22 protein-coding genes and 1 tRNA gene are annotated in these 25,760 nt (G+C 57.2%); 15 read left to right on the top strand and 8 right to left on the bottom strand.

The annotated features are described in order from the left end of the window. Nucleotides 1-53 precede the first annotated feature (53 nt). On the bottom strand, nt 54-788 hold the full coding sequence (locus tag KQI65_09280; GenBank protein ID MCB2204931.1) for a glycosyltransferase: 735 nt from the start codon (nt 786-788) through the stop codon (nt 54-56). Nucleotides 789-1,030: 242 nt separating this feature from the next. On the opposite strand from KQI65_09280, the gene KQI65_09275 reads away from it, so the two are divergent. After that, nucleotides 1,031-2,080, top strand: a complete 1,050-nt coding sequence (locus KQI65_09275; protein ID MCB2204930.1) for a BamA/TamA family outer membrane protein — start codon at nt 1,031-1,033, stop codon at nt 2,078-2,080. 113 nt (nt 2,081-2,193) lie between these two features. Here the strand turns inward: KQI65_09275 and KQI65_09270 are convergent, their stop codons facing one another. From KQI65_09270 to KQI65_09260, 3 genes are read right to left on the bottom strand one after another with little or no spacing between them, the layout of a single operon-like run. Further along, complete coding sequence (locus KQI65_09270; GenBank protein MCB2204929.1) at nt 2,194-2,493, bottom strand: MTH1187 family thiamine-binding protein; 300 nt, start codon at nt 2,491-2,493, stop codon at nt 2,194-2,196. Nucleotides 2,494-2,516: 23 nt separating this feature from the next. Continuing rightward, a complete protein-coding gene (locus KQI65_09265; GenBank protein MCB2204928.1) occupies nt 2,517-5,918 on the bottom strand; it encodes a DUF4175 family protein in 3,402 nt (1,133 codons plus the stop codon). A gap of 11 nt (nt 5,919-5,929) precedes the next feature. Next, nucleotides 5,930-6,628 carry a DUF4159 domain-containing protein gene (locus KQI65_09260; GenBank protein MCB2204927.1) on the bottom strand — a complete coding sequence of 233 codons (699 nt, stop codon included), beginning with the start codon at nt 6,626-6,628 and terminating at the stop codon, nt 5,930-5,932. Between the two features lie 301 nt (nt 6,629-6,929). Here KQI65_09260 and KQI65_09255 point away from each other — a divergent pair, with 301 nt between their 5' ends. Continuing rightward, complete coding sequence (locus KQI65_09255) at nt 6,930-7,325, top strand: MerR family transcriptional regulator (protein ID MCB2204926.1); 396 nt, start codon at nt 6,930-6,932, stop codon at nt 7,323-7,325. A 100-nt stretch (nt 7,326-7,425) separates the two neighbouring features. Next, a tRNA-Pro gene (locus KQI65_09250) sits at nt 7,426-7,502 on the top strand. A gap of 127 nt (nt 7,503-7,629) precedes the next feature. Here the strand turns inward: KQI65_09250 and rnhC are convergent. Then, nucleotides 7,630-8,583 carry a ribonuclease HIII gene (rnhC, locus tag KQI65_09245; GenBank protein ID MCB2204925.1) on the bottom strand — a complete coding sequence of 318 codons (954 nt, stop codon included), beginning with the start codon at nt 8,581-8,583 and terminating at the stop codon, nt 7,630-7,632. Nucleotides 8,584-8,674: 91 nt separating this feature from the next. Between rnhC and KQI65_09240 the strand changes: the two genes are divergently transcribed. The 3 genes from KQI65_09240 to KQI65_09230 all read left to right on the top strand — a co-directional run bounded on the left by KQI65_09240 (nt 8,675) and on the right by KQI65_09230 (nt 12,702). After that, complete coding sequence (locus tag KQI65_09240; protein ID MCB2204924.1) at nt 8,675-10,105, top strand: M23 family metallopeptidase; 1,431 nt, start codon at nt 8,675-8,677, stop codon at nt 10,103-10,105. 305 nt (nt 10,106-10,410) lie between these two features. Then, nucleotides 10,411-12,339 (top strand): alpha/beta fold hydrolase, encoded by a 1,929-nt coding sequence (locus KQI65_09235; GenBank protein MCB2204923.1) that lies wholly within the window; start codon nt 10,411-10,413, stop codon nt 12,337-12,339. Nucleotides 12,340-12,348: 9 nt separating this feature from the next. Next, nucleotides 12,349-12,702, top strand: coding sequence for a hypothetical protein (locus KQI65_09230; GenBank protein MCB2204922.1), 354 nt, complete (start codon nt 12,349-12,351; stop codon nt 12,700-12,702). A 90-nt stretch (nt 12,703-12,792) separates the two neighbouring features. Here the strand turns inward: KQI65_09230 and KQI65_09225 are convergent, their stop codons facing one another. Then, entirely contained in the window at nt 12,793-13,980 is a 1,188-nt protein-coding gene (locus KQI65_09225) for a PDZ domain-containing protein (GenBank protein MCB2204921.1), read from the bottom strand. A gap of 333 nt (nt 13,981-14,313) precedes the next feature. On the opposite strand from KQI65_09225, the gene KQI65_09220 reads away from it, so the two are divergent. The 5 genes from KQI65_09220 (at nt 14,314) to KQI65_09200 (ending at nt 18,727) form a co-directional block, all read left to right on the top strand. Further along, the gene (locus KQI65_09220) at nt 14,314-14,883 is read left to right on the top strand and encodes an RNA polymerase sigma factor (protein ID MCB2204920.1); all 570 of its coding nucleotides are present in this window, start codon (nt 14,314-14,316) and stop codon (nt 14,881-14,883) included. Next, a complete protein-coding gene (locus tag KQI65_09215) occupies nt 14,880-15,458 on the top strand; it encodes a hypothetical protein (protein ID MCB2204919.1) in 579 nt (192 codons plus the stop codon). The genes KQI65_09220 and KQI65_09215 overlap by 4 nt, the downstream gene beginning before the upstream one ends. A 12-nt stretch (nt 15,459-15,470) precedes the next feature. Further along, nucleotides 15,471-16,457, top strand: a complete 987-nt coding sequence (locus KQI65_09210) for a DUF4097 domain-containing protein (GenBank protein ID MCB2204918.1) — start codon at nt 15,471-15,473, stop codon at nt 16,455-16,457. A 108-nt stretch (nt 16,458-16,565) separates the two neighbouring features. Next, on the top strand, nt 16,566-17,480 hold the full coding sequence (locus KQI65_09205) for an aspartyl protease family protein (GenBank protein MCB2204917.1): 915 nt from the start codon (nt 16,566-16,568) through the stop codon (nt 17,478-17,480). 311 nt (nt 17,481-17,791) lie between these two features. Then, complete coding sequence (locus KQI65_09200; protein MCB2204916.1) at nt 17,792-18,727, top strand: mechanosensitive ion channel family protein; 936 nt, start codon at nt 17,792-17,794, stop codon at nt 18,725-18,727. A 15-nt stretch (nt 18,728-18,742) separates the two neighbouring features. On the opposite strand, the gene KQI65_09195 is transcribed toward KQI65_09200, so the two are convergent. Then, nucleotides 18,743-20,698 (bottom strand): alpha-amylase, encoded by a 1,956-nt coding sequence (locus KQI65_09195; GenBank protein ID MCB2204915.1) that lies wholly within the window; start codon nt 20,696-20,698, stop codon nt 18,743-18,745. Nucleotides 20,699-20,757: 59 nt separating this feature from the next. Beyond that, on the bottom strand, nt 20,758-21,804 hold the full coding sequence (locus KQI65_09190; protein ID MCB2204914.1) for a 6-phosphofructokinase: 1,047 nt from the start codon (nt 21,802-21,804) through the stop codon (nt 20,758-20,760). A 289-nt stretch (nt 21,805-22,093) separates the two neighbouring features. On the opposite strand from KQI65_09190, the gene KQI65_09185 reads away from it, so the two are divergent. Genes KQI65_09185 through recO form a run of 4 tightly spaced genes read left to right on the top strand, consistent with a single transcriptional unit; the run spans nt 22,094 to nt 25,716 of the window. Then, a complete protein-coding gene (locus KQI65_09185; protein ID MCB2204913.1) occupies nt 22,094-22,918 on the top strand; it encodes an inositol monophosphatase in 825 nt (274 codons plus the stop codon). 33 nt (nt 22,919-22,951) lie between these two features. Beyond that, a complete protein-coding gene (locus KQI65_09180; protein ID MCB2204912.1) occupies nt 22,952-23,857 on the top strand; it encodes a bifunctional hydroxymethylpyrimidine kinase/phosphomethylpyrimidine kinase in 906 nt (301 codons plus the stop codon). Between the two features lie 26 nt (nt 23,858-23,883). Next, on the top strand, nt 23,884-24,933 hold the full coding sequence (mtnA, locus tag KQI65_09175; protein ID MCB2204911.1) for an S-methyl-5-thioribose-1-phosphate isomerase: 1,050 nt from the start codon (nt 23,884-23,886) through the stop codon (nt 24,931-24,933). A gap of 51 nt (nt 24,934-24,984) precedes the next feature. Next, nucleotides 24,985-25,716, top strand: coding sequence for a DNA repair protein RecO (recO, locus tag KQI65_09170; GenBank protein MCB2204910.1), 732 nt, complete (start codon nt 24,985-24,987; stop codon nt 25,714-25,716). Nucleotides 25,717-25,760 lie beyond the last annotated feature (44 nt).

Raw genomic sequence — 25,760 nt, 5'->3', positions numbered from 1 at the left:
CATGAAAAAAGGCGGTGTAACACCGCCTTTTGTATTCTATTCCGAGAGGAGGTTCAGGATTTTTTCAGCTTGCGGTAGTCGCCCGCCCAGAATTTGCGGCGAACGCGAAGGAGTCCCTTGATGTCGTCAAGCGCGGTCTTCACGATTTTCACGCGGGTATCGAGATCCTCGATCCACTTCACCGGCACGTCGAAAATACGGTAGCCGCACTTTTCCCCGATGATCAGCAGTTCGGAATCGAAGAACCAGACATTGTCTTCGATATGCGGGAGGAAGACGTCGACCACTTCACGCGTCACCGCTTTGAAGCCGCACTGCGCATCGGAAAAGCGCGTGAAGAACATCGCCTTGACCATGAGGTTGTATGTGCGGGAGATGAACTCGCGCTTGAAGCTGCGCTCGGTGTTCGCACCCTTCATCAGCCGGGAACCGGTGCCGATGTCATAGCCCTCTTTCGCCAGCGCGTTCACCATCGGGGGAAAGGAATCAAGATTGGTGGACAGATCGACATCCATGTAGCTGACAATATCCGCATCCGATTCCATCCAGGATTTCTTCAGTGCGCGTCCACGACCTTTCTGCTCCAACCGCAGATAGCGCACGCGAGCGAATTCCTCCGTCAGCTTGCGCGATACATCCGGCGTGTTGTCGATCGATGCATTGTCCGCTATCTCAATCATCCAGTCATACTCGCTGAGATGCGCCGACAGAAACGCATGCAGCGTCGGGATGCTCACCGGCAGGGCATTTTCTTCATTGTACACAGGGATGGTAACGAGCAGTTTCATCGGCTTGCGCGCATGTGCGACAGACTGGTATGTAAAAGTAGCGCTGGATGCATCGATTTCCAAGATTGGGAAAGGTAACCACAGATTGCACAGATTCAGGCACAGATTTCACAGAATGCTTTTTCAAGATCGTTTGTGGAATCTGTGTGCGAATCTGTGAAATCTGTGGTTGCATTTTGACAGCACCATGACAACTCCCGCCTCCCCCGGTCATATGTTGTCACCAACTACTGGAGGATGCCATGTATGCCCGGATACTTCTGATACTGCTGCTGCCTGCTGCGCTGTTTGCCCAGGAGCATGAAAGCGCATTCAATCATCTGCCCATTCTGATGTATGATACGGATACGGGTTTCGGGGCGGGATACAAGGGCGTGCTGCGCAATGCGCTGGGGAATGAGGAGTCATTCGATGTGACGCTGTTCATGAGCACGAAGGGCGAGCGCTGGGTGCGACTGGGATATTCATCCTTCGATGCGGAATTGCGACAGGGAATCGCCTATCCCTTTGCGTTGGATGTGGTGGCCGATTACGACAAGATGATACACAGCAGCTTCTTCGGGGTGGGTGCGGATGCGCGCTTTGAGGACAGGGAATTCTATACGCTCGAACCCTTTGAACTCACCGCTGCCGTCAGCCGGGGCTTTACTCCCGAGATCGTGGGACAGGCGATGCTGCGTTTCAAACGCACATGGTCCTACGGCTGGGAAAGCAGCAGCCGACTGCAGGGGCTTGAGAGCAATTCCTCAAGCGTGGATCTCACTTCCCTGACGCTGCAGTTGCGGCATGACACGCGCAACAGCACACTCAATCCTTCGCAGGGCACGGTGCTCTCCGCGGAAATGGAACAGGCGGTTGCCCTCACGCCACTGGGGAAGGACTGGACACGGCTCGGGGTGTGGGGACAGTACTACACCTCCTGGCGCAGTGTCATCGCGGCAATGCGTGTGGGAATGCAATCGATGCTTGGGGGTGATATTCCCGTGCAGCACATGCTGCCCATCGGGGGCAACGCGACCGTCCGCGGCATTCCGCGCGACCGCTTCCTCGATCGCAACAGCATTGTTGTAAATGGCGAACTCCGCTTCCCCATCTACCGCAGTCTTGCAGGCATCGTCGGCGTGGACGCTGGCAGTGTCGCCCACAGTTTCCAGGACCTCACAGGCAACCGCTGGATGCTCACCCCCGTGGCCGGACTCCGACTCATCCTCGACACCTTCGTCACCCGCGCAGACATCGGCTACAGTGCAGATGCCATGGGGTTTTATCTGAACTTCGGGCAGTTGTTCTAAGAGAAGAGGAACGCAGATTTTTGGTGATTTTACGCAGATTATCGCCGAGTAAAACTTACTGAAGTCTACTCTGCGAAAATCTGCGGTACATTTGCGAAAATCTGCGTTCCTCTTTATTCCAGCTTATCCTCTACACTCCGAATCTTATCCTCCATGGTTTGCATGCGGTCGGTGCGGGTGCCGAATTTCATGCTGGAGGAGACGCGGGGCGCGCCCATTTCGTGGATGACTTCGTGGCAGCGCTTGACGGCGGCGAAGACATCGTCCCATTCACCTTCGATGTTGGTGCCGTAGGCGTGGAGGCGGGTTTGCAGTCCTGCTTCCTTGAGGATTTTCTCGCAGGCTGCGACGTAGGGGGAAACGGAGATGCCCACGCCGAGTGGGACGATCATGAGATCGGCGATAATATGCATGCTATCTCTGCCTGCTCCTGATATTATTCTTCGGTGATGACGCTTTCGAGTTTCTCGAAATACTTGCGAATGAGCACTTCGTAATCGCGGGCGTAGCCTTCGCTGACTGCCTTCTGCAGATCTGAGCGAATCGCTTCGCTGGGATCGGTGAGTTCGTCAGACAGCTGTCCGGGCGTGCGGCGCGCCACATCTTCACCCGCACGCGAGCGACGGCGTTTCTCCCAGTCCCTCTCACGCATGGAGCGTGAAGCGTCAAGCAGTCGAGAGAGGATGCGCTCCTGCTTCTGCCGTGTGTTGGGATTGACGTTATTCTGCTGCATGTCGCGCACGACTTCCTGCATTTCTTCTGCGATACGTTCGAGATCGCCTGCGAGACGCTTTCCTTCATCACTGCGCTTGGCTTCTTCGTTCAGCTCTTGCAGTGATTTCTGCACGGCGGCCTGCTGCTGCATGAGACGCTGGATCTGCTGCCGTTCCTGCATTGAACTCTGTCCCGAAGACGGCGTCGGCATGTTCGCGTTGATATCCATCTGCTGCTGCGCCATCTGGCGGAGCTGCTGGAGAAGTGAGCCGCCCTGCGAGCTGCCACCCTGCGAGGATTTCTGCATGGCCTGCGCGAGCTGTTTGGCTGCTTCGTTAAGTTCCGCCATGGCCCCGCCCTGCTGCTGTCCGCCGGATCGTTGATCGCGGTTCTGCATGCTGTTCATGGACTGCTCCATCTTCTTCATGGCCTGACCGAGGTGCTTGGCCATTTTCTGATTGACGGCGAAAGTCTTTTTCGCCAGCTCCATCAGTTCATTCCCGGTCTGATTGAGCTGCTCCATGAGTTCCATCTGTTCGCGCGTGGCTTCACGGAACTGCGGAGAATTCGCCGGCATGTTCTGCACGCGATTCTTCAGGTCCTCCTGCTTCTTCGACATCTCCAGCACTTCCTTCAGCGCCTTCTGAAAGCCGCGCTTGACCATCTGCTGCATGTTCTGGCTCATCTTCTTCTTGACCTGTTCCATCTTCTTCTGGAACTTGCGCATCTGCTGCGCCATCTTCTTCTGCTGCTTTGAAGCGCCCTTGCAGTTGCCGCCCTGGCACTGTCCGGCAGACTGATTCATCGACTGCTGCATCTGCGAAAGATTCATTTCCGCCTGCGCTTCCTTCATCTCATTGAGCGGCATTTCCTGCGGGAACTCCTCCATCTTCTTCATCAGCTCTTTCATCTCGCGGTCCATCGCGTCCATCTGCTTCTTCATCTCCCGCTGTTCCTCGGCGAGACGATCGAGCTGCGACTGGTTCTTCGGATCCGCGTTTTCCGTGCGCTGCGCGAGATCTTCCTGCTGCTTGGCCATCTCCTCTGCCCGCTTTGCCAGCTCGTCGACTTTCTGTTCGATCTGTATGCGCTTGAGCAGATCGATGGTGCGTTCGATGCTCTTGCGGAAATTCTCCTCGTTGAAGCTGAAATTCTCGAGCGCGTCTTTCATCTGCTCGGGACTCATCTGCTTCATCATTTCCTTCATCTTCTCATGCGCCTCGCGCAGCTCGGGAGCGTCGACTTCCTTCATGAGCTCTTCGAGTTCCTGGTACTTCTGCACGGTCTCTTCCGAGAGCATGTTCTGCTTCTGCATTTCCTCCTGCAGTTTGCTCAGCTGCTCGTTGACGTCCTTGACGTCGCGCATCATTTTGTCCTGCCGCTTCATCAGCTCCTCGACTTTCTTCTGCTGCTGCCAGTCGAGCTTCTCCGCGTTCTGCTGCTTCATCTCCTGGCGCAGCTGATCGAGTTCACGCTGTACGTCCTCAGCCGCCTTGAGTGTTTCTTCCAGGTTCTCCACGGCCTTCTCCTGCTCGGCATCCGCTTTGGCGAACACTTCCTCGAGCGATGGCAGACGGAGCGAGTAAATCTGGCTGCGGCCGACTTTGGGTCCGTTGATGTTGTCGTTGTCGTAGATCTCCACGAAGTAATTCACCACATCCTCAGGCACGAGGTTGAGCGATGTGAGATTCCAAATCCATGGAACTTCCATTTCACGTTCGCGTGCCGATGGCAGCGGAATGGTAATCGAGGAATAATCCTCCTGCGCTTTTTCATAGCGTGAGGCGGCGAGACGATACTTGAGAACCAGCTTCGAGAAACCGTAATCATCCGCGATGCGGATCAGCAGCGCCAGACGCATGCTCTCGTCGAGATTGCTGTTTCTCCCCGGTTCGATGATGTCGACTGTCGGACCCTGGTCCGGCAGCACGGTCAGACTGTATTCAATCGGATTGGCGTTGGCGATGCCGTTGACATCCTTGAGCGCCACATGATACGATGCGTCCTTTTTCAACACGAAGGATGCCTGCGCACGGAGATCCGTCACCTCCATCTCCTGCTCGCTGCTGTCGCTGAATACCAGGCGTGCGTCTTGCACTTCCTTGCTGAGTGCAACGTCAAGCGTTACGCGCGTGCCGGCCAGTGCCGCGACGTCGCCGACGTTATCGTCGAGGTAGCGCGGGGAGAGTTTGGCATAGGACGGGAAGGTGAGCCTTGTGCGCAGCGAGCGCACGAAGGGACGATCCACGACATCGATGCGATACTGCCGACTGCGGTAGCCCGCCGCCTCAGCGTAATACACCAGGGAACGGCGGACGCCCGTGATTTCATGCATCCACATGCCGCTGCTGTCGCGGGCCGTCGGCACGGCGTCAAATTCTTCCTGTTCGTCCTCGCGGACGTGGAAGGTAATCTCCGGCTGCTCGTCGGCAGAGGTGGTGGCTTCCAGCGTCAGCTTCTCGCCTTTCACGGCTTCGATGTCGCCGGGAATGACCATGAATTCGAACGGTGCGGGAGGAGCGAAGTCCGTGCGGAACTGCAGCACATGCCAGAACGCCCCACCCAGTGTGGAAGGGAGCATGGCGAAGGCGAGGACGGTGACGCCGAGAAAAATGACGGCATTGCGCGCGGCCCTGCGCAGCGGCGCACGATCGATGACCGGAGCGAGATCCAGCCGCTCGAAGGCAGCGGACACATCACTGAAGCCTGCATCGACAAGCTGCGGCGACCACGCCACATGCTTTTCCTTGCGCATTTCACGGAACACCTGCATGGCATTGAGCAGGCGGTCACGGATCTCGGGGAATTTCGCTCCCACTTCGAGTGCGACGGTGTCCTCGCTCTTGCGACGGGACGCCGAAAAACGGGGTGCCAGCGCAGGAAGCAGAAAGATGCCGGCGGCGGTCAGGACACCCGCCGCGGAAAGCGCGAACAGCACCGTGCGTCCTTCAATCCCGAAATACATCACGGCTTCGAGTACGGAAGCAACAAGCACGATTCCTGCTACAGCCCCGAGTGTAAGAAGGAGTCCTCGATACAGCGCGACGCGCTCTTCGGCTGCGCGCACACCGCGCAGCGCATCCATGATGGCATTGTAGTTTTTCAGTTTATGTTCGTCCTGCATACCAGTTCCTTTCAATGCGTCAGCGCCCACACGATGATGTTCAATCCCATTTGAAGGGACTTCAGGCGAACTGCTTCGGGGTCCTTGTGCACATCGGGGTCAGCCCAGCCGTCGGCCAGGTTCGTCTCATACGTATAAAACACCACCAGTCTTCCCTCATGAAAAATCCCGAAGCCCTGCGGGGCTTTCTTGTCGTGCTCATGAATCTTGGGGAGACCGTTCGGAAAATCGAAATGATTGTGATAAATGCCGTGATCGAAGGGCAGTTCCACCAGCTCCTTGTCGGGAAAGACCTTTTTGATTTCCCGCCGAAAGGCCTTGTCGAAGCCGTAATCGTCATCCACGTACAGGAAGCCGCCGTTCTCGAGATACGCGCGGAGGTTTCGTACCTCGCGATCCGTCAGACTCACGCTTCCGTGTCCCGTCATGAATACGAATGGATAGGAAAACAGCTTCTCGCTGCCCACTTCCACATCGACTTCCGTGCGGACATCCACATCGATATCGGTGTGCTGTTTGAGGAAGCGCAGCATGTTGAGCTCGCTGGAGGGATCGTTGTACCAGTCGCCGCCTCCCTCGTATTTGAGGCGGGCGATGACGAAACGGCTGCTCTGCTTGGCGACGGACTGCGCGAGGACGTCAACGGAGACGAGGGAAAACAGTCCGAAGAACAGGAGAATCAGCGCCGAAGCGCGCAAGATATGCTGCATGGAAGGTGCGTGTCGACATTTCATAGTCAAGAAAGTTACCATGCCCCCGTGTTCAGCGCAAGGTGAATATTCGTGGCAGCATGTTGTCTTCTGATGGACGACATCGGGGCATCATCCCGCTCCCGTTTTGCATTCCGACGGCACGACAACTTCATGTTACGCATGATGATGCCAGCGGTAGCAGATGCGGGAATCAAGGATTAGGGACACGACTTCACAAGCCCCTGTACCGCAAGGCGTGTTGCATGTTCAATTTCGGATAGTTACATTCTGCTATCGCTCCACAAGCGCCCGGTGGCTCATGAAGGATTTTTCCATCAAAAAGCTCTACTACTCGATCAGCGAGGTGAGCAAAATCACGAACCTGGAACAGTACGTCCTGCGTTACTGGGAGTCCGAGTTCGATGAGCTGAAACCCGCCAAAAACCGGGCCGGCAACCGCATTTACACGAACAAGGACATCCAGCTCATTCTCTTCATCAAGAAACTGCTGCGCGATGAGCGCTACACCATCGAAGGTGCGAAGCAGGTGCTGAAAACGTACACTCCCGGACAGGAGCACGATTTCGGGCAGGAAGAAGAAGAGATGGATCCCGCACAGACCGCCCTCGTGTTTGAGCCTGAAGGCAAACTCCGCCAGGATCTGCTCAAGGTCCGCCAGTTCCTCGAAGACCTCCGCGAACGCATCCGCGGCTGATACTCCGCCGCGCACCCGCGCACGACAGACACGATTCCATTAGGTTTTTTTTCCGCATTTGTTGTATATTTGAAATCTCGCATCTGCGGATGCGACGGTTCGGAACGTGGCGCAGCCCGGTAGCGCACTACCTTGGGGTGGTAGGGGTCGCGGGTTCAAATCCCGCCGTTCCGACCAGCACGAAAACGAAAAGCCATCCATACGGATGGCTTTTCTGCGTTTTCTGCATTGTCTGCTTCCTCAGATCGCTCACGCAACTCACTCCACGATAATCTGCCTTCGGCACACCCCCGCTGGCGCAGAATCAGAACAGCTCCCCGCTTCCCAGTTTGCCCGCCATTTTTTCCGTCGTCTTGAAATGCAGCTTGGCGTAGGAGCGCAGTGCGCTGCTGCCGTGGGCGGAGACGATGTGCTTTGCGGACTGCAGGATGGCGCTTTCATTGGAGGCACCCAGCGGAAGTTTGCAGCCAGCCTGATCTTCGAGCAGCGCCATGCGCCGCACGAATTCATCGCGGGCGAGGACGGCGGCGGCGGCGACAGCGGGGTCGGCCTCGGCACGGACATGCTGATGCACGGTGATACCGCGTCCCTTTGTCATCAGCGCGCGATCAATCACCGACACGTTCGCGAACTTGTCGCAGATGGCATGCTGCACGCCCTCATGCTGCTCGAGCAGGTTCTCGATCACACGCGCATGCATCCAGGCCAGGATGCGCTGGGAATTGTGTCCGAAGCTTTTTTCCTGCATGAACTGGTTGTAACGCTCGGGCATGACGGTGACGATTGAGTAATGATCTGCACAGATGCTGCGGATTTCCTTCGCCGCCGTGCGGATACCGGAAGCGAGCATTTCCTTGCTGTCGCGCAACAGCAGGGGACGCAGGCGCAGCAGGCTGTCGGGCGTCAGCAGCACGCCCGCGGCGACCATCGGACCGAAGTAATCACCTTTCCCCGATTCGTCCACCCCGATCCAGCGATCCACCTTCTCGGGCAGAAACGCGCTGCGCAGGGGCTCGTCCCCATGCAGCTGCAACTTCACCAGCTCGGTGAATGGATCCTTCTTCCCCTGCACCTTCGGGGTGAGCTTGCCCTTGTTGTTGAAATAGACCAGCACCTTCGCCTTTTTCACCCCGTTGGTCACTTCCGCTTCAACGTTCCAGTCCTTCTCGACGGTGGGACCCACCATGATTCCAGCCGCGGTGCAGCGGTTCAGGATTTCATCGAGATGTTTTTCTGCGGTTTCTATCGGGGTGGGCATGTCGCATCCGGGAACGTTGATCGATACAGACCGTCAAAGTAACACTCTCACCGATTTGACACACATTTCCCATTGGGTGTATTTTTTGAGAATGAAACGAGATTTTTCTTCCCTTATAGAACGTAACAGACTTTCGACGTCGGTCGGACTCATCGCGGGACTGCTCGTCGCGGTATTCACAACGATCTGGCTGCTCTCAGGCGGTGAGGCGGAAACCGCGCAGCCGGAGAAAACGCCACCGGCCCCGGTCGCTCCCACGATGGCCGAGGATCCGGCGGGCATGGGACTCGAGGAATTCCGGGGCAGGATCGAACCGAACATGCCCTTTGTCACTGCCATGCTCGGCGCCGGCATCGCGCGTCCCGTAGCCGACACCATACAGAAACATCTGACAGACGTCGACTTCAACTTCCGCATGTGCCGTCCCGGACAGACGTTCACCGCGCAGGTAGACAGCGCCGGACTCCTCTACGCCTTCCGCTATGACAGCGACCGCCTGCATTCATACTGGATACGCCGCGACAGTACTTTCCATTTACACGCCAGCACCTGGGAAACACCGGTCGAGACCGAGCTGCTCTCCATCGAGGGCGATGTGCACACATCGGTGTATCAGACCATCCTCAGCATGGGCGAGAAGCCGCAGCTGGTGGCCGATTATGTGGACGTCCTCGGCTATGACATCGACTTCATTTTCGATCCCCGCGTGGGCGATCATTTCCGCATTCTCGTGGAGAAACACATGCTCGGCGATGACATCGTCGGCTATGGTGCAATACTCGCCGCGGAGTATGAAGGCGCGCTCACGGGACGCGTGACCGGCTACCGCTATGATGCAGGAGAAAAGGACGGTCCGGGCTATTTCGCTCCCGACGGCGAAAACCTGCAGAAGGCTTTCATGCGCTCGCCGCTGAGCATTCTGCGCGTCACTTCGGGCTACGGCATGCGCACGCATCCGATCAGCGGCAAACGAAAAATGCATACGGGCATCGATTACGCCGCGCCGCATGGCACCCCGGTCTGGGCCGTTGGCTCCGGAACCGTCGCGTTTGCGGGAAGAAAAGGCGGGTATGGAAACACCATCGAAATTCAGCATTCCGGCGCCGTGAAAACGCGATATGGACATCTCTCGAAGATCTTTGTGCGCAGGGGACAGTCCGTCCATCAGCATCAGACCATCGGCGCGGTGGGCAGCACGGGCTACAGCACCGGTCCCCACCTGCATTTCGAATACCTCGTGCACGGGAAATTCACGCAGCCTCGCAAGGTCAAGAACCCCTCGCTCAAACGGCTGTCGGAAGAACAGATGCCCCCGTTCCAGGCGGAAATGCAGCGCATCGACAGCGTCTGGCAATACACCCCCCGGCGCGTGGGCAGCGCTCCGCGTAACGCTATTGCCGGCGCCCGAAGTCCCGGAGAACTGAAATCGTCACCATCTGAGAACGACCGGCTCCGCCAGGCGCCGAAAATGCGTCCCGACAACGAAAAAGCGTCCCGAAGCGGCGAAAAACAGCATTCCTGAGTACAATTCGGCGTTTTTCAGCTGATTTTCGCCTCCAGTCATTTCCGGAACTGGCCAGTCATCTGCAAAACTGCGCAGTCATCTGCAAAACTGCGCAGTCACCAGGTGTACAGCGCAATCAGAACCCGTACGCGTCGGTCAAATCGAATAAATGCCGGCCGGGAAGCATCATTTGCCGCCAAAACGGGGCATTGCCCGACTCAGCGAGGTTTCCGGGATTCCAGCTGCGAAACCTGTGGCATTTCGGGCCGTAGTGAAGCATAAACGCACCTCCCCCCATACAACCGGAGCACTTCATGAAACGTATGCTTCCAATTTTCCTCCTCATTTTCCTGCTTTCCTCGACATCCTTCGCCCAATTCACTCCCGGTGACAATCTTGAAGTCACGGGTATCCCCGACATACCGCAGCGCGTTATTGACCGCACGAATCAGTATCTGAACGTGCGCAGCGCGGGATTTGCGGACTGGGATCCTTCCGGCGAGGGCATGTACATCTCGACGCGTTTCGGCAACACCGCGCAGATTCATCACGTGGCTGCGCCGGGCGCAGCACGGCAGCAGCTCACATTCTTTGAAGAACCCGTTGGCGGCGCCAGCACCGATCCCCGTGAAGGACATAACGGCTTCTGCTTCAGCAGGGATATCGGCGGCGGGGAGTTCTACCAGATCTTCTACTTCGATCGTTCGACGGGCTCGACGCGCATGCTGACGGACGGCAAGAGCCGCAACAGTGGTGCGTACTGGTCCCACAACAGCGGTGTATTCTCGTATTCGAGCAATCGCCGCAACGGGAAGGACACCGACGTGTGGATCATGAATCCGGACGCGCCCGCTGACACCTGGCGTCTTACCGAACGGGAGGGTTCATGGTACGGCGTCGCCTGGGCGCATGACGACAACCGCATGATCGTGATGCGCTACATCTCCGCGAACATCACGCATCCCTATCTCGCGAATCTCGAATCGAAGGATATGACACCACTCTTCAAGGAAGATGCGAAGGTGTATTACGGAAACTTCGCCTTCGCGGCGGATGGCACGACGCTGTATTACACATCGGATGAGGACGACGAATTCCAGCAGCTCCATGCGATGGATCTCGCGAGTGGAGAGCGGCGGAATTTGACTCCGGACCTGCGGTGGAATATCGAAAACCTGTCCCTCTCCGATGACGGACGCTACCTGGCCTACACGCTCAACGAAAACGGCGTGAGCACGCTGCATCTGTTCAGTATGCCGGATATGAAACCTGTGGTGTTCGAACCGATTCCGGTGGGACTCATCGGGGGACTCAGTTTCAACGAAGATGCCAGCATGCTGGCGCTTAATATCAATGCCGCGGATAGTCCGACGGACGTCTGGGTGATGCGTCTGCCGGAAGGAACGATGACAAGATGGACAACAAGTGAGGTGGGCGGACTCAACACATCCTCTTTTGCGACTCCTGAGTTCATTCACTATCCGACCTTCGATGCGGTCGACGGTAAGACGCGTGAAATCCCGGCCTTCATTTACAGGCCCGGAAACGGCAACAGCAAACACCCGGTCATCATTAATATCCATGGGGGACCCGAGGGACAATCGCGTCCGCGCTTTTCTTCGATGACGCAGTACTGGGTCAACGAACTCGGCTGCGCCGTCATCTATCCCAACGTCCGCGGTTCCACGGGCTACGGCAAGACCTGGCTGGCACTTGACAACGGTTTCAACCGGGAACATTCGGTGCAGGATATCGGAGCGCTGCTCGACTGGATCGCCGCACAACCCGATCTCGACGCCGATCGCGTCGCCGTGCTCGGTGGCTCCTACGGCGGCTACATGGTGCTGGCTTCGCTGACCACCTATCCCGAGCGCATCCGCTGCGGCATCGACGTCGTGGGCATCTCGAACTTCGTCACCTTCCTCGAAAACACGCAGGACTACCGCCGTGACCTGCGGCGCGTTGAATACGGCGACGAACGCGATCCCGACATGCGCGCCTTCCTGGAAAAGATCTCGCCTTCGAACAACGCCGAAAAAATCCGCAGTCCCCTTTTCGTCGCCCAGGGTGAAAACGATCCCCGTGTCCCTGCCAGCGAGGCACGGCAAATTGTGAAAGCTGTCGCAGGAAACGGCATCCCTGTGTGGACAATGTTCGCGAAGGATGAAGGACACGGTTTCCGCAAGAAGAACAACCGCGATTATTTCCAGTGGGCAGCGATACTGTTTCTCGAAGACTTTTTGCTGAAATGAGGAAAGAGCATGCGTGAGGCCGGAATATTTCTCGACAGCAGCCGGGTGATTTCCACACAATTCGATCTGGGTGATCTTCCCCTGCAGGACATGACGGACGAGGAGCGCGAGCAGCGCTTCCGCTCCATGCTCATCGAACGCATCGTGGAATTACTCAGCGGGAACACCGAGCATCTGATGCATATCCTCTACCGCGTGGATGTCTCGGAAGCGGCCGTTTCCCGCGTGTTCAATGATACACCGCTGCCGGATATTGCCCCGGCTCTTGCGGAACTCATCATCGCACGACAGATGGAAAAGGCGAGAACGCGCGCTGCCTACCGCGCACAGCGCGAAAGCGGGCAATCACGAATCAGCGAGTAGTCGCGTAGGAACATATTCCCTGTAAACGCAGCGCCCCCGTTCTGCAAATGCCGGACGGGGGCGTTGTGTACTGTGTGTTGTGATGATCGGTTAGATCTTGCGTGCACGGATCTGCACACCGCCCTCCTCATCCTCCGAAACCTCGATGTCGATGTTATGCTCGAGCTGCTCGAGTTCTTCCCGCAGTTCCTCCTGCAGTTCATCGAGTTCCAGCTCTTTCCCGTTGAGATGGATGCGCATTTCCCGCATGCCGTCTTCCAGCTCATCGAGATCCACATCTATATTCATATCGAAATCCGCATTCTCAAGCGCCTTGAGTGCGTACAGACCTTTCAATCCCTCGAGGCCTTTTAGCGCCTTGAGTCCCTTAAGCGCTTTCAGCCCCTTCAGTCCTTTCAACGCCTGCATGTGCATCATGACATCAGCGTCATCGCCGTCGAATTCGAATTCCAGGTCATCCCCGAACTGCTGCATGAGCATTTCGTGCTGGTCATCCATTTCGCGCGACTTGAGATCAATCGTCATGCTCTTTCCCTTGCGGAGAATTTTCACGGGGATCATTTCGCCCGGATCGTACGCACCAAGCACATGCTTGAAGTCGCTGACATTTTCAACGGTTTTCTTTCCCGCGTACACGATCACGTCACCCGCTTTGAAGCCCGCCTTCTCGGCATCACTGTCTTCCCGCACCTTTTCAATCAGCACGCCTTTGCCTTCGGGTGCACCGAAATACTCGGCCAGCTGATCGTTGAGCGTCTGCAGGTGGAAGCCGTAGGTGCCGCGCTGCATCCACTGCATATGCGGCGCACGCGGGGGATTCGGGACGTTAAACACCCTGGGACGCTCGATGCGCTTGCGTATGGCGAACACGCGCTGTGTGCGTTCGCCCAGGCGCACGTCGAGCGTTTTCTGCTCGCCGTCCCGCAGCAATGTCATTTTCACCACATCGCCAGGATCCGCATCGCCGAGTGCTTCGACAAGGTCCTCGGCGTCTTCAATCTCCACGTTGTTCATGGCAATGATAACGTCACCCGCCTCAATGCCGGCGGAGTCTGCCGGACCATCATCAATCACATCGTCCACCAGTGCGCCTTCGATGCGATCCACTTTCCCGTCGATGATTTTTTCGACGGATTTGAGCTTCACACCCAGCCAGGTACCGCCTTTCTTCACCGCGTTTTCATCTCCGCCACGCATCCCTTGTGCATGGCCGACAACCTGGTAACCGGTCACGGCGACTATGAGCAGCAGGGGAACAATAATCCATATTCTTTTCATGTCTGATCTCCGTTTGTGTACAATCGCTTCATAATCGTAGTTGTTGCCTTGGCTTTCGCTGCGTGGCGTTTGGAAGTTGCCGTTGAGGGAAATTAGACGAGAACATGCCCGGAAAGTTCCAGGGCTGACACGGAAAGTTCCAGGGCTGACACGGAAAGATCCATCGCGGACCCGGAAAGATCCCTCAGAGACACTTCTTCCCGCTTTTTCATATTTTTCGGCGATTGCCGTACACACCTGCAACCCTTTTACCTTTCACAGCGTCTTAACGCGTGGAAGGCACTCATGCGTGCAGGAAGCTGTCATATCACCATGTTACCCGGAGAAGCTGCAATGTCTCTCCCCGCTGTTCATGCCGACACCGCCTTGCTCGACCGCTGCGTGGAGGGGGACATCTTTGCGTTTCGCGAACTGTACGAGCAATGGAAAACACCGATGTACACGCTCGCGTACCGTTTCCACGGGAACCGGGAGGACGCGGAAGATGCATTGCAGGAGACCTTCGTCAACATGTATCGCGGCATGCGCAGCTTTCGCCGCGATGCCAGTCTCTCGTCGTGGATGTACAGAATCCTCATGAACGTCTGCATCAGCAGCAAGCGTCCCCGCCGCAGCAGTGAACGCAGCATCGACTTCAGTGACGAAGTCACGCATCCCGGCACGCCGGAGGCTTCCGGTGACGTACTGCTGCGGGAACTGATTGAAAAAGAAATCGCCGGACTGCCCGACCTGCAGAAAGCCGTGTTCCTGCTCTACGCGCAGGAGGGCATGACGCATGCGGAAATCGCCGACGTGCTGCGTATCAGCACCGGCACATCTAAATCTTCTTACCATCGCGCACGCACGCATCTGAAAGATGGACTCGCGCGGCGCGGCATATATGATTCCGAGGTGCAGGAATGAAACAGCAGCATCGTGACGACGACATCGAACGCACCGTCCGGCAGCTTCCGAAGCACACGCCCGACGACGCACTCTGGTCGCGCATTGAGAAATCACTGCGCGAAGAGCAGCGCAATGCTGCGGCCACACCGGAGAGCGGTCTGCTGCAGCGCCTTGCCCAGACCTTCAGTATTCCCGCAAAGACACTGCTGTTCTATACAGTCACCATTCTCGTCGGTGTCGCCATGAGCTGGTATCTCCTCGGCGAGTACACTCGCCACGATACGGAAGTCCCTGTCGCGCAAAGCAGGGATGCCATGCTTCTCGACGCACAGAGTGACATCGAACAGGCGATCTTCTACTACGAACGCGCGATCGGCAAACTCGCCGTACTCGCAGAGGAAAGTGAAGACAACCTTCATCCCGAATTCGTCGAACTTCAGAAAAAGAAAATTGCGCTGCTTCGCGAATCCATCGCCGAGTGCAAAACCGCCCTCAAGAAAAACGGCGCGAACCCGGAAGTGCAGCATTACCTGCTGGCTGCATACACCGACCTCCAGCATACTCTGCAGGCAATGGTTACACGAGCCCAATAAGGGGACCATATCATGAGAGCATTCATCATTTTCATCGCACCACTTCTGCTGCTCACCTCCGCTCTAAAGGCGCAGGATTATGAGCGCGTGGTGAAAAAATCATTCAAGACCACGTCGGCTCCTGCTATCATAATCGACAGTCGTTTCGGATCCGTGAACGTGCAGCCGCACGGCGCCACGATCGAGTCGGGTCGCCGTTCCGGTGACAAATCGACGCTTCATGTGTATCCCGATGGACCCGATGCTGTCAACGTCGTCGTCAAGGTCCGAGTCGACGCAAACTCCGAACAGGAGGCCAAGCGCATCGCCGAAGCGGCGCGGGTGGAAATCAAAGAGAAGGGGAACAGCGTCAGCGTACGGACTGGACTGCCGCCGGACATGGATGACGACGACGGTGAGCATCGGAATATCACCATAGACGTGCAGGTCACCGCACCTTCAAAAAGCCACCTCGACCTTGAGAGCAAATTCGGCGATGTGACTATCCTGGGTATCACGGGATCCGTAAAAGCGCAGAGCGGTTTTGGAACCCTCGAGCTTCAGAAATGCGCGAACATCCGCGTGTACAATTCCTTCGGCGATGTGACGCTGGCCGGCATTCGTGGGGAGACGCAGGCACAGGTGAAAATGGGCAGACTCATTGCGCATCATATCGAGGGCGGACGCTTCGCCAGCTCATACGGTGACATGGAACTCTCCGAAGTCAGTGGCTTCCTCGACATCGAATCCTCCATGGGATCGGTTGAAGTTATCGGGATGCGGAGTGGCAAGATCAATAGCTCTTATGGCAGCATCGAGGTGACGCTGAATAAAAAATTCTCGGGGGAAATCCGGGCCGAGGCTTCCTTCGGTTCCATCGATTCCGATTTCGATTTGAAGGAGAAAGGGAAAAAAGGTCCGGGAGACATGGGAGAAAAGAAATACGGGAAAATCGGGAATGGGAAAGATAAAATAGCGCTTTCCAGCAGTTTCGGTTCCATTTCGATTGAAGAGGAATAGCACTGAATTGCCGGTGAATCTTTCCGGCGCTCGCCCCGTATACCGGATAATCGGGGCGGAATTGCCCTCATGCCGCTCATTTCTTCTCGTTCATCCGGAGATACAGACATGAAACGAACCATCGTATTTGCCGCACTGTGCCTGTTCGTGCTTGCCGCAACTGCCGGTGCACAGAACGTCTATGGTGAGATGCCTCTCATCGAGGAAGACGGATATCTGCTCGCGAAAACCACCATGCCTGATGGGAGCAGTGCCTGCTTTGCCGTAGACCTTGCCGTGAACACAACTGCTGTCAGCCGCGCATTTGTGGCCGACACGAAAATCGAACAACTGCAGGGCAATGCCGATCCCCTCGCCGCACCGCGCTATCATACCGCGCTGGGTGGATTCGGACTCTCGAAAGAGATCGTGGGACGCACGCATATTGCATCGCTGTCAGTCGGCGGACTGCAGTTTGCAGACGCTGCCGTGGTCGTGCTTGAGGACATGCCGAACATTGGAGGAAGGACAATTGCGGGCGTACTCGGGACGGACATGCTTCGTCGTGCAGAAATCGCGCAGTTCAGCTTCGGCGATAATCCCACCCTCATGCTGAAAAGCCGCGCACGCAAGAGCGTGCCCGACGCCATTGAAATGCCGATGAATGTCGTCGGCGGATATATCATGGTCGCCGGCAAGCTTCATGGACACAAAGCTGATTTCCTTTTCGACACCGGCTCCCCCGTTTCGTATATCCCGCTCAAGACCGTACGTGCCGCCGGTGCGACCGCCGTCCCGGGCTCCAACCGCAGTATTACGACACTCGATGGCAACACGGTGACCGTACGCGAAGCCGAACCGCTCACCATCACGCTGGGCGACAGGGAATTTGAGGAGACACCGCTGCACATCGGTGAGCTGCCCGTGTTCAAGACCCTCCCTGAGTCCACCACCGCCGTACTCCTCGGCAACGACTTCTTCGCCCGCATGCAGTCGGTGCAGTTCAATTTCACGGATGGATCACTGCGCATGATCGAGCAGTAACCCACGACCACCTGAGGAGCGATCATCGCCGTGCACGACGATGGTAATGTCGCTGCACTCGACTGGCGGCACATCGCTGATTCCCTCAAACTGCGTCCCTGACATTGATCAAAGGCTCCCGGCTGCGTCCTCTCAGATGGGACGCAGCCGGGGCAGGCCCTGCAGCTGTTTCCTCGTCCCATTCCTGTTTTTTTCTCGTCCCCTTCCCCGCAGCTTCATTCCCCCGTTCGCCATTCTTCATTCCGAATTCCTATATTCCCGGGGTAATCCCAATTCCACGGGGAACCCCGTTCATCAGCGGCGAGACGATTATGCACGAAATTCTGCTCACACCGCTTGATACCCTGGTCACATGGTTGGAGGAAGTCATCGGACTCCCTCCCGACCTGCAGGTGAAAATTCTCAAATCCCTGCTTGTCATTGTTGTACTCTGGCTGCTGCGTTTCGCCACCATGAAAGTCGTGCGGCGGCGTACCACGGATGTGCGCACACGATATCAGTGGCAGAAAACCAGTACGTACATCAGTGTCGGACTCGGTCTGCTCATCATCGGACGCGTATGGTTCGAGGGCATTCAGTCGCTGGCCACGTTTCTCGGACTGGTGTCGGCCGGTATCGCTATCGCCCTGAAGGATGTGCTGGCGGACATTGCGGGTTGGGTATTCATCCTGTGGCGACGGCCCTTCGAAGTCGGAGATCGCATACAGGTCGGCGATCATGCCGGCGACGTCATCGATATCCGCCTCTTTCAGTTCACGCTGAACGAGATCGGCAACTGGGTCGATGCTGATCAGAGCACCGGGCGTGTGATTCATATCCCGAACGGGTCGATATTCAACACGCCGCAGATCAACTTCACCAAGGGGTTTCAGTACATCTGGGATGAGATGCCCGTCCTTATCACCTTCGAAAGTGACTGGCAGCGGGCAAAAAAGCTGTTGCTGGAGATCGTGGAGGAGCACGGAACAATCATGACCGAACAGGCGCAAAAGGGGATACTCAACGCCAGCCGGAAATTCATGATTCACTACAGCACGTTATCCCCTACCGTGTATACGTCCGTCAAAGACAGCGGCGTCAATCTCACACTGCGCTATCTGGTGGAACCACGCAAGCGCCGGGGACGCCGACAGGAACTGTGGGAAGCGATCCTCTCAGGTTTTGCGACCGAAGAGCACATCGATCTCGCATATCCGACGATACGCTACTACAGGAATAACGAAGCCGGCGAGCAGCCAGACTCCTGATGCTCTGCGATACCGTTAGGGAGTGAATTCCTCGATCTCCAGTTTCGGCATGCGCAGTTCAAACACCATGCCCTGTCCAGGCTGAAGATCGAGCGCGAACGCCTCCTGATCATTTTTCTGAACTTCCGCACCGCTGATTTCATCGGTGAGGATGTCGTACTCTGCATTGAGCCAAACATCGGCGCGGGCGGCCTCGCCGCAGTCGGTATTCACTGCCACGGCCATCGCGCGCTCACCGTCGGGTGACTGACGAACGAAGCAGAGGACCCTGGGATCGGTGGTCTCGAACAGTTTGAAGGTTTGCTGCGAAGGATTGGTGATGATGTCCTGCCACTGTCTGCGGATGGCGACCACGCGTCCCACCAGGTCGCTCATTTCATCCGCATTGTTCCAGCACAGCGCCGACTCACTGAACAGCGGAAGCATGTGCGACGGCAATTCCGCGATTTCGTCCGGTGTGAATCCGAGTCCGGTGTTCACCGGGTAGGTTTCGCCGAGTTCGTATCCCTGGTGCAGAAAGAGCACGGCGGGGAGGAAGGCGTTGACACACAGCGTCATGCGACTGAATGCCATACCCCCTTCACGTTTCGCGGCACGTGGCGTGTTGTGCGTTTCCGGGGTTGCAAAAAACGGCACCGGCACATCCGTGCCTTCGAGCATTTTCAGAAACTCCCGAAGCTTCGCGGCAATATGCTCATCACTCCACAGGTAACCGACCGTGGCGTTGTAGCCCTCCTGTCTGCTGCGCGCGGAGATCGCGAAGTTTTCTTCCCAGAACGCAAAATCCGGATCCACCTTGCGCGCGCGGTCGACGATGCTCTGTTTCAGACGGCGCGGCAATGCATGTCCCATATCGATCATCACCCCGTCGATACTGAAATTCTTCTGGTAATGCGGGATGATATTGATAATGGTGTTCCACAGTCCGCGATTCTCGTTGTCGATCTGTGCGAGACGGGAATCGTAAATCCGGATGGTGTTGTAGGCGATATAATTGAAGCTGGAGTGATCGTACAGCTTCAGGTAGGTCACATCATTCCACGGTGGCTGCACATCGTCGGGTGGCCAGTCGGCGAAGGCGCCGGGAATACGCACGCGGCTGCCGTCTTCCATCACCCCGATCATGCGATCCCCGTCCTGCTCGATTTCGAGCGGCATGTCCTTGAACATGTTGCGGTATGCCATTCCCGGGGGAGGCAGACTGCTATGGTCGTTTCGGCGCACGCGCTGATTGATCACCTGCAGTTCGTCTTCACTGAAGCGGGGGTTGCCGTAGCCGTCCGGATTGTCATCGCTGCGATCGGGGATCTCCGCGTCGATCCAGTAGAACCAGTTGGGATGATCGAGAATCCAGTCTGAATCCTTCGATGCGGTACGGAACACGAATTCCATCACCACGCGCATGCCGAGGCGATGCGCCGCTTCGACGAAGGCCGCGAACTCCGCTTCCACACCGAGTTCGTGGAAAGATTCTCCCAGCCGTTCGTCTAGCTTGTACGGATTGCGAATTGCATACGGTGAACCGAGACTTCCCTTGTTACCGTCGCTGCCGATAGCGGTGACGGGAAGCAGGTGAATCGTGTTGATGCCCATCTTCTTCAGGTAGGGCAGCTGGACGATGGATTTCAGGAAGGTGCCGGTTTCACGGAATCCGCCGGGGAGATCCTCGATTCCGACGGAACCATCCCCATTATGATCCCAGGCGGAGGTCAGCCTGGTGAACATGTTATACACGACGGCCTCTTTCGTCCATTCACCTGCCGATCCCTGCATTTCCGGAGATTCATCCTCATGCTCGAGAATGGCGTCCATCCCTGCGCGAAAAAATGCCGCGGCGTTGACCGCAACGACGCGATCGCCTTCCTGTGCGACAGGATTGACCCACAGCGAGGGGACGTGGTAGTCGTTCCCTGCCATCTGTCCTTCCAGCTCCGCGACCCTGTCACGCAGCGTCTGTAATGCGTTGATCATAAGCTTCCCGTTCAGCCGTAATTCTGAATCGTAATCCCGTGAATTGTGTGATCCGCCGGTCAGTCGCTGAAGTACTCGGCAACCTTGTAGAGGTCGGGATCGAGTTCCTTGATAGCGCCGGAGATGTCGTTGATGTCGATATCCACAATCTTGTTGCTCTGCAGTGCAACCATGCGGCCGAATCGTCCTTCATGCACGAGTTCCGCCGCACGCACGCCGTAGCGGGTCCCGAGCACACGGTCAAACGCTGTGGGCGATCCACCGCGCTGAATATGTCCCAGCACCGTATGCCGCGTCTCGAAACCGAGACGGTCTTCAATTTCATCGGCGAGTACTTTTGCCACGCCGCCGAGCATGACATGTCCGAACGCATCTTTTTTCATGCTGGAAAGCACGTAGCTGCCATCCTCATCCGTCGCTTCCTCCGTCGCCACCTTTGCGCCTTCCGAGACCACGACGATGCTGAAATTTTTTCCGGTATCATGGCGCCGCTTGATGCGATCGCAGACCTCTTCCACACTGAACGGATGTTCCGGAACGAGGATGACGTCGCCGCCGCCCGCGATGCCCGCATACCAGGCGATCCATCCGGCATGGCGTCCCATCACCTCCACGACCAGCACGCGGCTGTGACTTTCCGCCGTCGTGTGCAGGCGATCGATGGCTTCCATCGCCACATTTACCGAAGTATCGAAGCCGAAGGTGAAGTCCGTTCCCATCAAATCATTGTCGATGGTCTTGGGCACACCGACGAGCTTGACGCCGGCTTTCGCCAGGCGCACGGCAACACCGAGCGTGTCTTCGCCGCCGATCGGAATCAGTGCGTCGAGTCCGTTCTGCTCGAACGTTTCGAGCGCCTTCTGCTCGCCGTTCTCCATTTTATAGACATTCGTACGTGATGTGCCGAGTATCGTGCCGCCGCGGTGTAAAATTCCGCTGACCTCTTCGCGTCCCAGCGGCATGGTGATGTTTTCAACAACGCCCTTCCAGCCGTGGCGGAAGCCGATGGTTTCATGACCGAGTTTCAGTGACGTGCGCACGACAGCGCGAATAACAGGATTCAGGCCGGGGCAGTCGCCGCCGCCCGTAAGCACCCCTATCTTCATATCTGCATACCTTCTGATGGTAGAGTGTTTGCGTTCCCGATTAAAATAGTGAATCAGATGCTCAGTGTACAGGGGGGGGGTATTGTGCCGAGTACGGCGCGTGAGTTCCGCCGGGCGGAACGCTCGGGCGGCGTCAGCCTCCTGCGTCGCCGATGCAATCGGCGACTCCCGCGATCCCGATGCAATCGGGGTCTCAAGCGGGCCGCAGCAGGGCACATGCGGTAATCACGGATGCCGACAGCGGCCCTCTTTACGGTTTTACCCCGATGTTCCGTATTTTACCTGACTGATGACACTTGTACAGAATGACATATTGCAGACTGCGAGAGCGGCAGCGCGGGAGGCGGGAGAGATTCTTCTGCATCATCTCGGCGACCTGCGGCATATCGAGGTCAAAAACAATCAGCAGTTCAACCTGGTGACGGAAGCCGACCGCAATGCGGAAGCGAGCATCGTCAGGCGCATCCTGGCCGATTGGCCGGATCATGCGATTCTCGGCGAAGAAAGCGGCGCACATGCGGGCGACGCGCCGTACCGCTGGATCATCGATCCTCTTGACGGCACGACGAACTTCACCCATGCGTTTCCCATTTTCAGCATTTCCATTGCCGTGGAGTTCGAGGGAAGCATCATCGTCGGCGTCATCTACGATCCGATGCGCGATGAACTGTTTCATGCCACGCGCGGCGGTGGCGCCTTCCTCAACGATGAACGCATACACGTGTCGGACGCCGATCGCGTCGAAACGTCGATGCTGGTCACGGGATTTCCGTATAACATCAGGGAAAATCCCAATTACTGCTATGAGCGCTTCATCGCCTTTCTCAAGGAAGCGCAGGCCATCCGGCGCCTGGGCAGTGCGGCGCTGGACTGCGCATACGTGGCCGCGGGACGGCTCGACGGCTTCTGGGAAGTCTCGCTGCAGCCATGGGACAAAGCGGCGGGAGAACTGCTGGTCGAGGAGGCCGGGGGACGTGTGTCTGGCTTCGAAGGCCAGAAACACGACATTTACGAATTGCCCTTCCTCGCAAGCAACGGACGCATTCATGATGAGATGCTGCGCGTGCTCGAGGAAGCCAAATCGCTTTCGATTACCGTCAACCGGCGCGGATAGCGCCACAACCATCGTGGAAACAGGAGCAGAATAATGAGCGTCCTCATCGTCGGATCCGTCGCACTCGACTACCTCGAAACCCCTTTTGGAAAAATGGAACAGGCCCTTGGCGGTTCCGCCACCTTCTGTTCGATCGCGGCCAGCTATCTGACCGAACAGGTGCGCTTCGTGGGCATCGTCGGCAATGATTTCCCGCAGAAGCATGTCGATTATCTCACCTCGCGCAATGTCGATCTTCTCGGACTCGTACGCGTGGAGGAAGGAAAAACCTTCAGCTGGGGGGGACGCTATCATGACGATATGAATACCCGCGACACGCTGTATACCGAACTCGGCGTGTTCGAGGATTTCCACCCCGTCATTCCGGATGCCTGGAAACAGAGCGAGTACGTCCTTCTTGGGAATATCCATCCTTCCCTTCAGATGGAAGTGCTCGATCAGATCGAGGAACCGAAGCTCGTGGTCTGCGACACGATGAACCTGTGGATCGACATCAGTCTCAAGGAGCTGAAAGAGGTGATCAAGCGTGTGCACGTGCTGATACTCAATGATGAAGAAGCCCGCATGCTCACGAAGAAAAGCAACCTCATCGAGGCCGGAAAGAAAATGCTCCGCATGGGTCCCTCCGTCGTCGTCATCAAAAAAGGCGAGCATGGCGCGGTACTGATGTCAAAAGACAACTACTTCACTGTCCCTGCCTTCCCGCTTGAAGCGATCAAGGATCCAACGGGCGCGGGCGATACCTTTGCGGGAGGATTCATCGGCTGGCTTGACCGCACCAACGACATCAGCGTCGCCAACATGCGCAAGGCGGTCGTTTATGGCAGCGTCCTCGCCTCGCATTGCGTCGAGGAATTTTCCATCGAGGGCATTCGTGAGCTCACGCAGGAACAGATCAGCGAGCGCTTCAATGCGTTTCGCGTCATGAGCACATTCTGACCATCCACAGACGAGGACACCGTGCTATGGAACCTTCTCGTCCCCCGGTAATAGAACTCACCCCGGCGTCGCTGCGCTTTCTCGACCAGACCGCGCTGCCGCGCGAAGAACGCATCGTCGAAACGGCGGATTATCGCGTCATGCTGGAAGCCATACGCAGTCTGCGCGTACGTGGTGCCCCCCTGATCGGTATCGCCGCCGCCTACGGCGTCACGCTCGCCGCGCGCGAACAGCTGCTCGCAGGCCAGGTGCCGCCGCCCGATGCGCAGACCGTACTCCTACAGATATGCGAGGAATTCGCTGCCACGCGTCCCACTGCCGTCAATCTCTTCTGGGCGCTGGATCGCATGCGCACCATCATCCGATCAACACCCGATCCCGCCGCCCTCTGTGCGGCACTGGAAACGGAGGCACGGGCAATCCATGACGACGACGCACGTCGCTGTACCGCGATGGGCAGGCATGGCATGGAGATCATTCCCCACGGAGCAGGCGTGATTACGCACTGCAACACCGGCGCCCTGGCCACCGGCGGAACGGGCACGGCCTTCAGCGTTCTCCTCGCGGCCCATACAGCGGGAAAAGACATTCACGTATATGCCGACGAAACGCGTCCCCTGCTCCAGGGTGCCCGTCTCACGATGTGGGAGCTGGAAAAATCCGGTATCCCGGCAACGCTGATCAGCGACAGCACCGCGGCCATGCTCATGCGGCAGGGACGCGTGCAGGTCGCCATCACCGGCGCAGATCGCATCGCGGCGAACGGGGATTCCGCGAACAAAATCGGGACGTACGGACTCGCGGTAGCCGCCCGCCACCACGGGATTCCGTTTTACATCACGGCCCCGCTCTCGACGATCGATCCCGCACTCGCTACCGGAGACCATATTCCCATCGAGGAACGCGAGGGCGACGAGCTGACCATGTGCGGATCGCTGCGTATCGCCCCTGAGGACGCCGCAACGTACACGCCAGCGTTCGATGTCACTCCCGCCGACCTCATCACCGGCATAATCACGGAGAGGGGAATTTGTGCCCCTCCCTACACCGAAACCCTCCTCGCACTTTTTCCGTAGGAACATTTTAGCCGTATGATCGTCAAAACTGAATGCATAGTGTTGAGAAGCATGAAGTATGGCGAAACAAGCCGCATTCTCACACTGTACACGCGCGATTTCGGGCGCATGAGCGTCATTGTCAAAGGAGCGCGCAGCAGTAAGGCGAAATTCGGCGCGGCGCTCGACCTGATGAGCCGGTCAGACGCCGTCATTTACACGAAAGAGCAGCGCGAACTGCAGCTGCTTTCCCAGGCAGACCTGATACGCCAGTACAGGCGTGTGGTCGACGGTCCCGACAGGCTCATGTACGGATTCGCTGTTCTGGAATTCCTTTACGCCACCGTACACGGGGAGGAAGCGCATGAAGAACTGTATGATGTGCTGCTGCATGCGCTTGAGGCGCTGGACGCGGAGGATGTGCGTCCCGTCAACGTTCTTCTTCACTATCTCTACCGCCTCTCCGAGGTGATGGGATTCGGTCTCGACGCGCATCACTGCATTCGATGCAGAACGTCCTTCAGTGAGGAAACGGCATTGCACGGCAAGGCGGCGTTCTCGCTGACCAACGGCGGATTTACCTGCGCCTCCTGTCCCCCGGCGCTCGACAGTATGGAGACGGGAATCGAAACCGTGCGCGCCCTGGCCTGGATTGATCAACACGATGTTTCACAGGTGTACCGTTTGAATATGTCGCCGCATGCAGCCCGGGAAGGTTTGAATCTTTTACACAGGCATATTGCATCACATATACCGGAGATGCGCCAGGTGAAGTCCCTCCCCATGCTCGATATTTTCAGCTGAGGTTTCACGCTGTGTCGGCAGCCTCCGGCATCGACTTTCGACAG

Source organism: bacterium (genome assembly GCA_020444325.1).
GTDB lineage: Bacteria > Bacteroidota > Ignavibacteria > SZUA-365 > SZUA-365 > BM516.
Note: the sequence above shows the minus strand (reverse complement) of the source record. Positions and strands in the feature narration are given on the sequence as shown.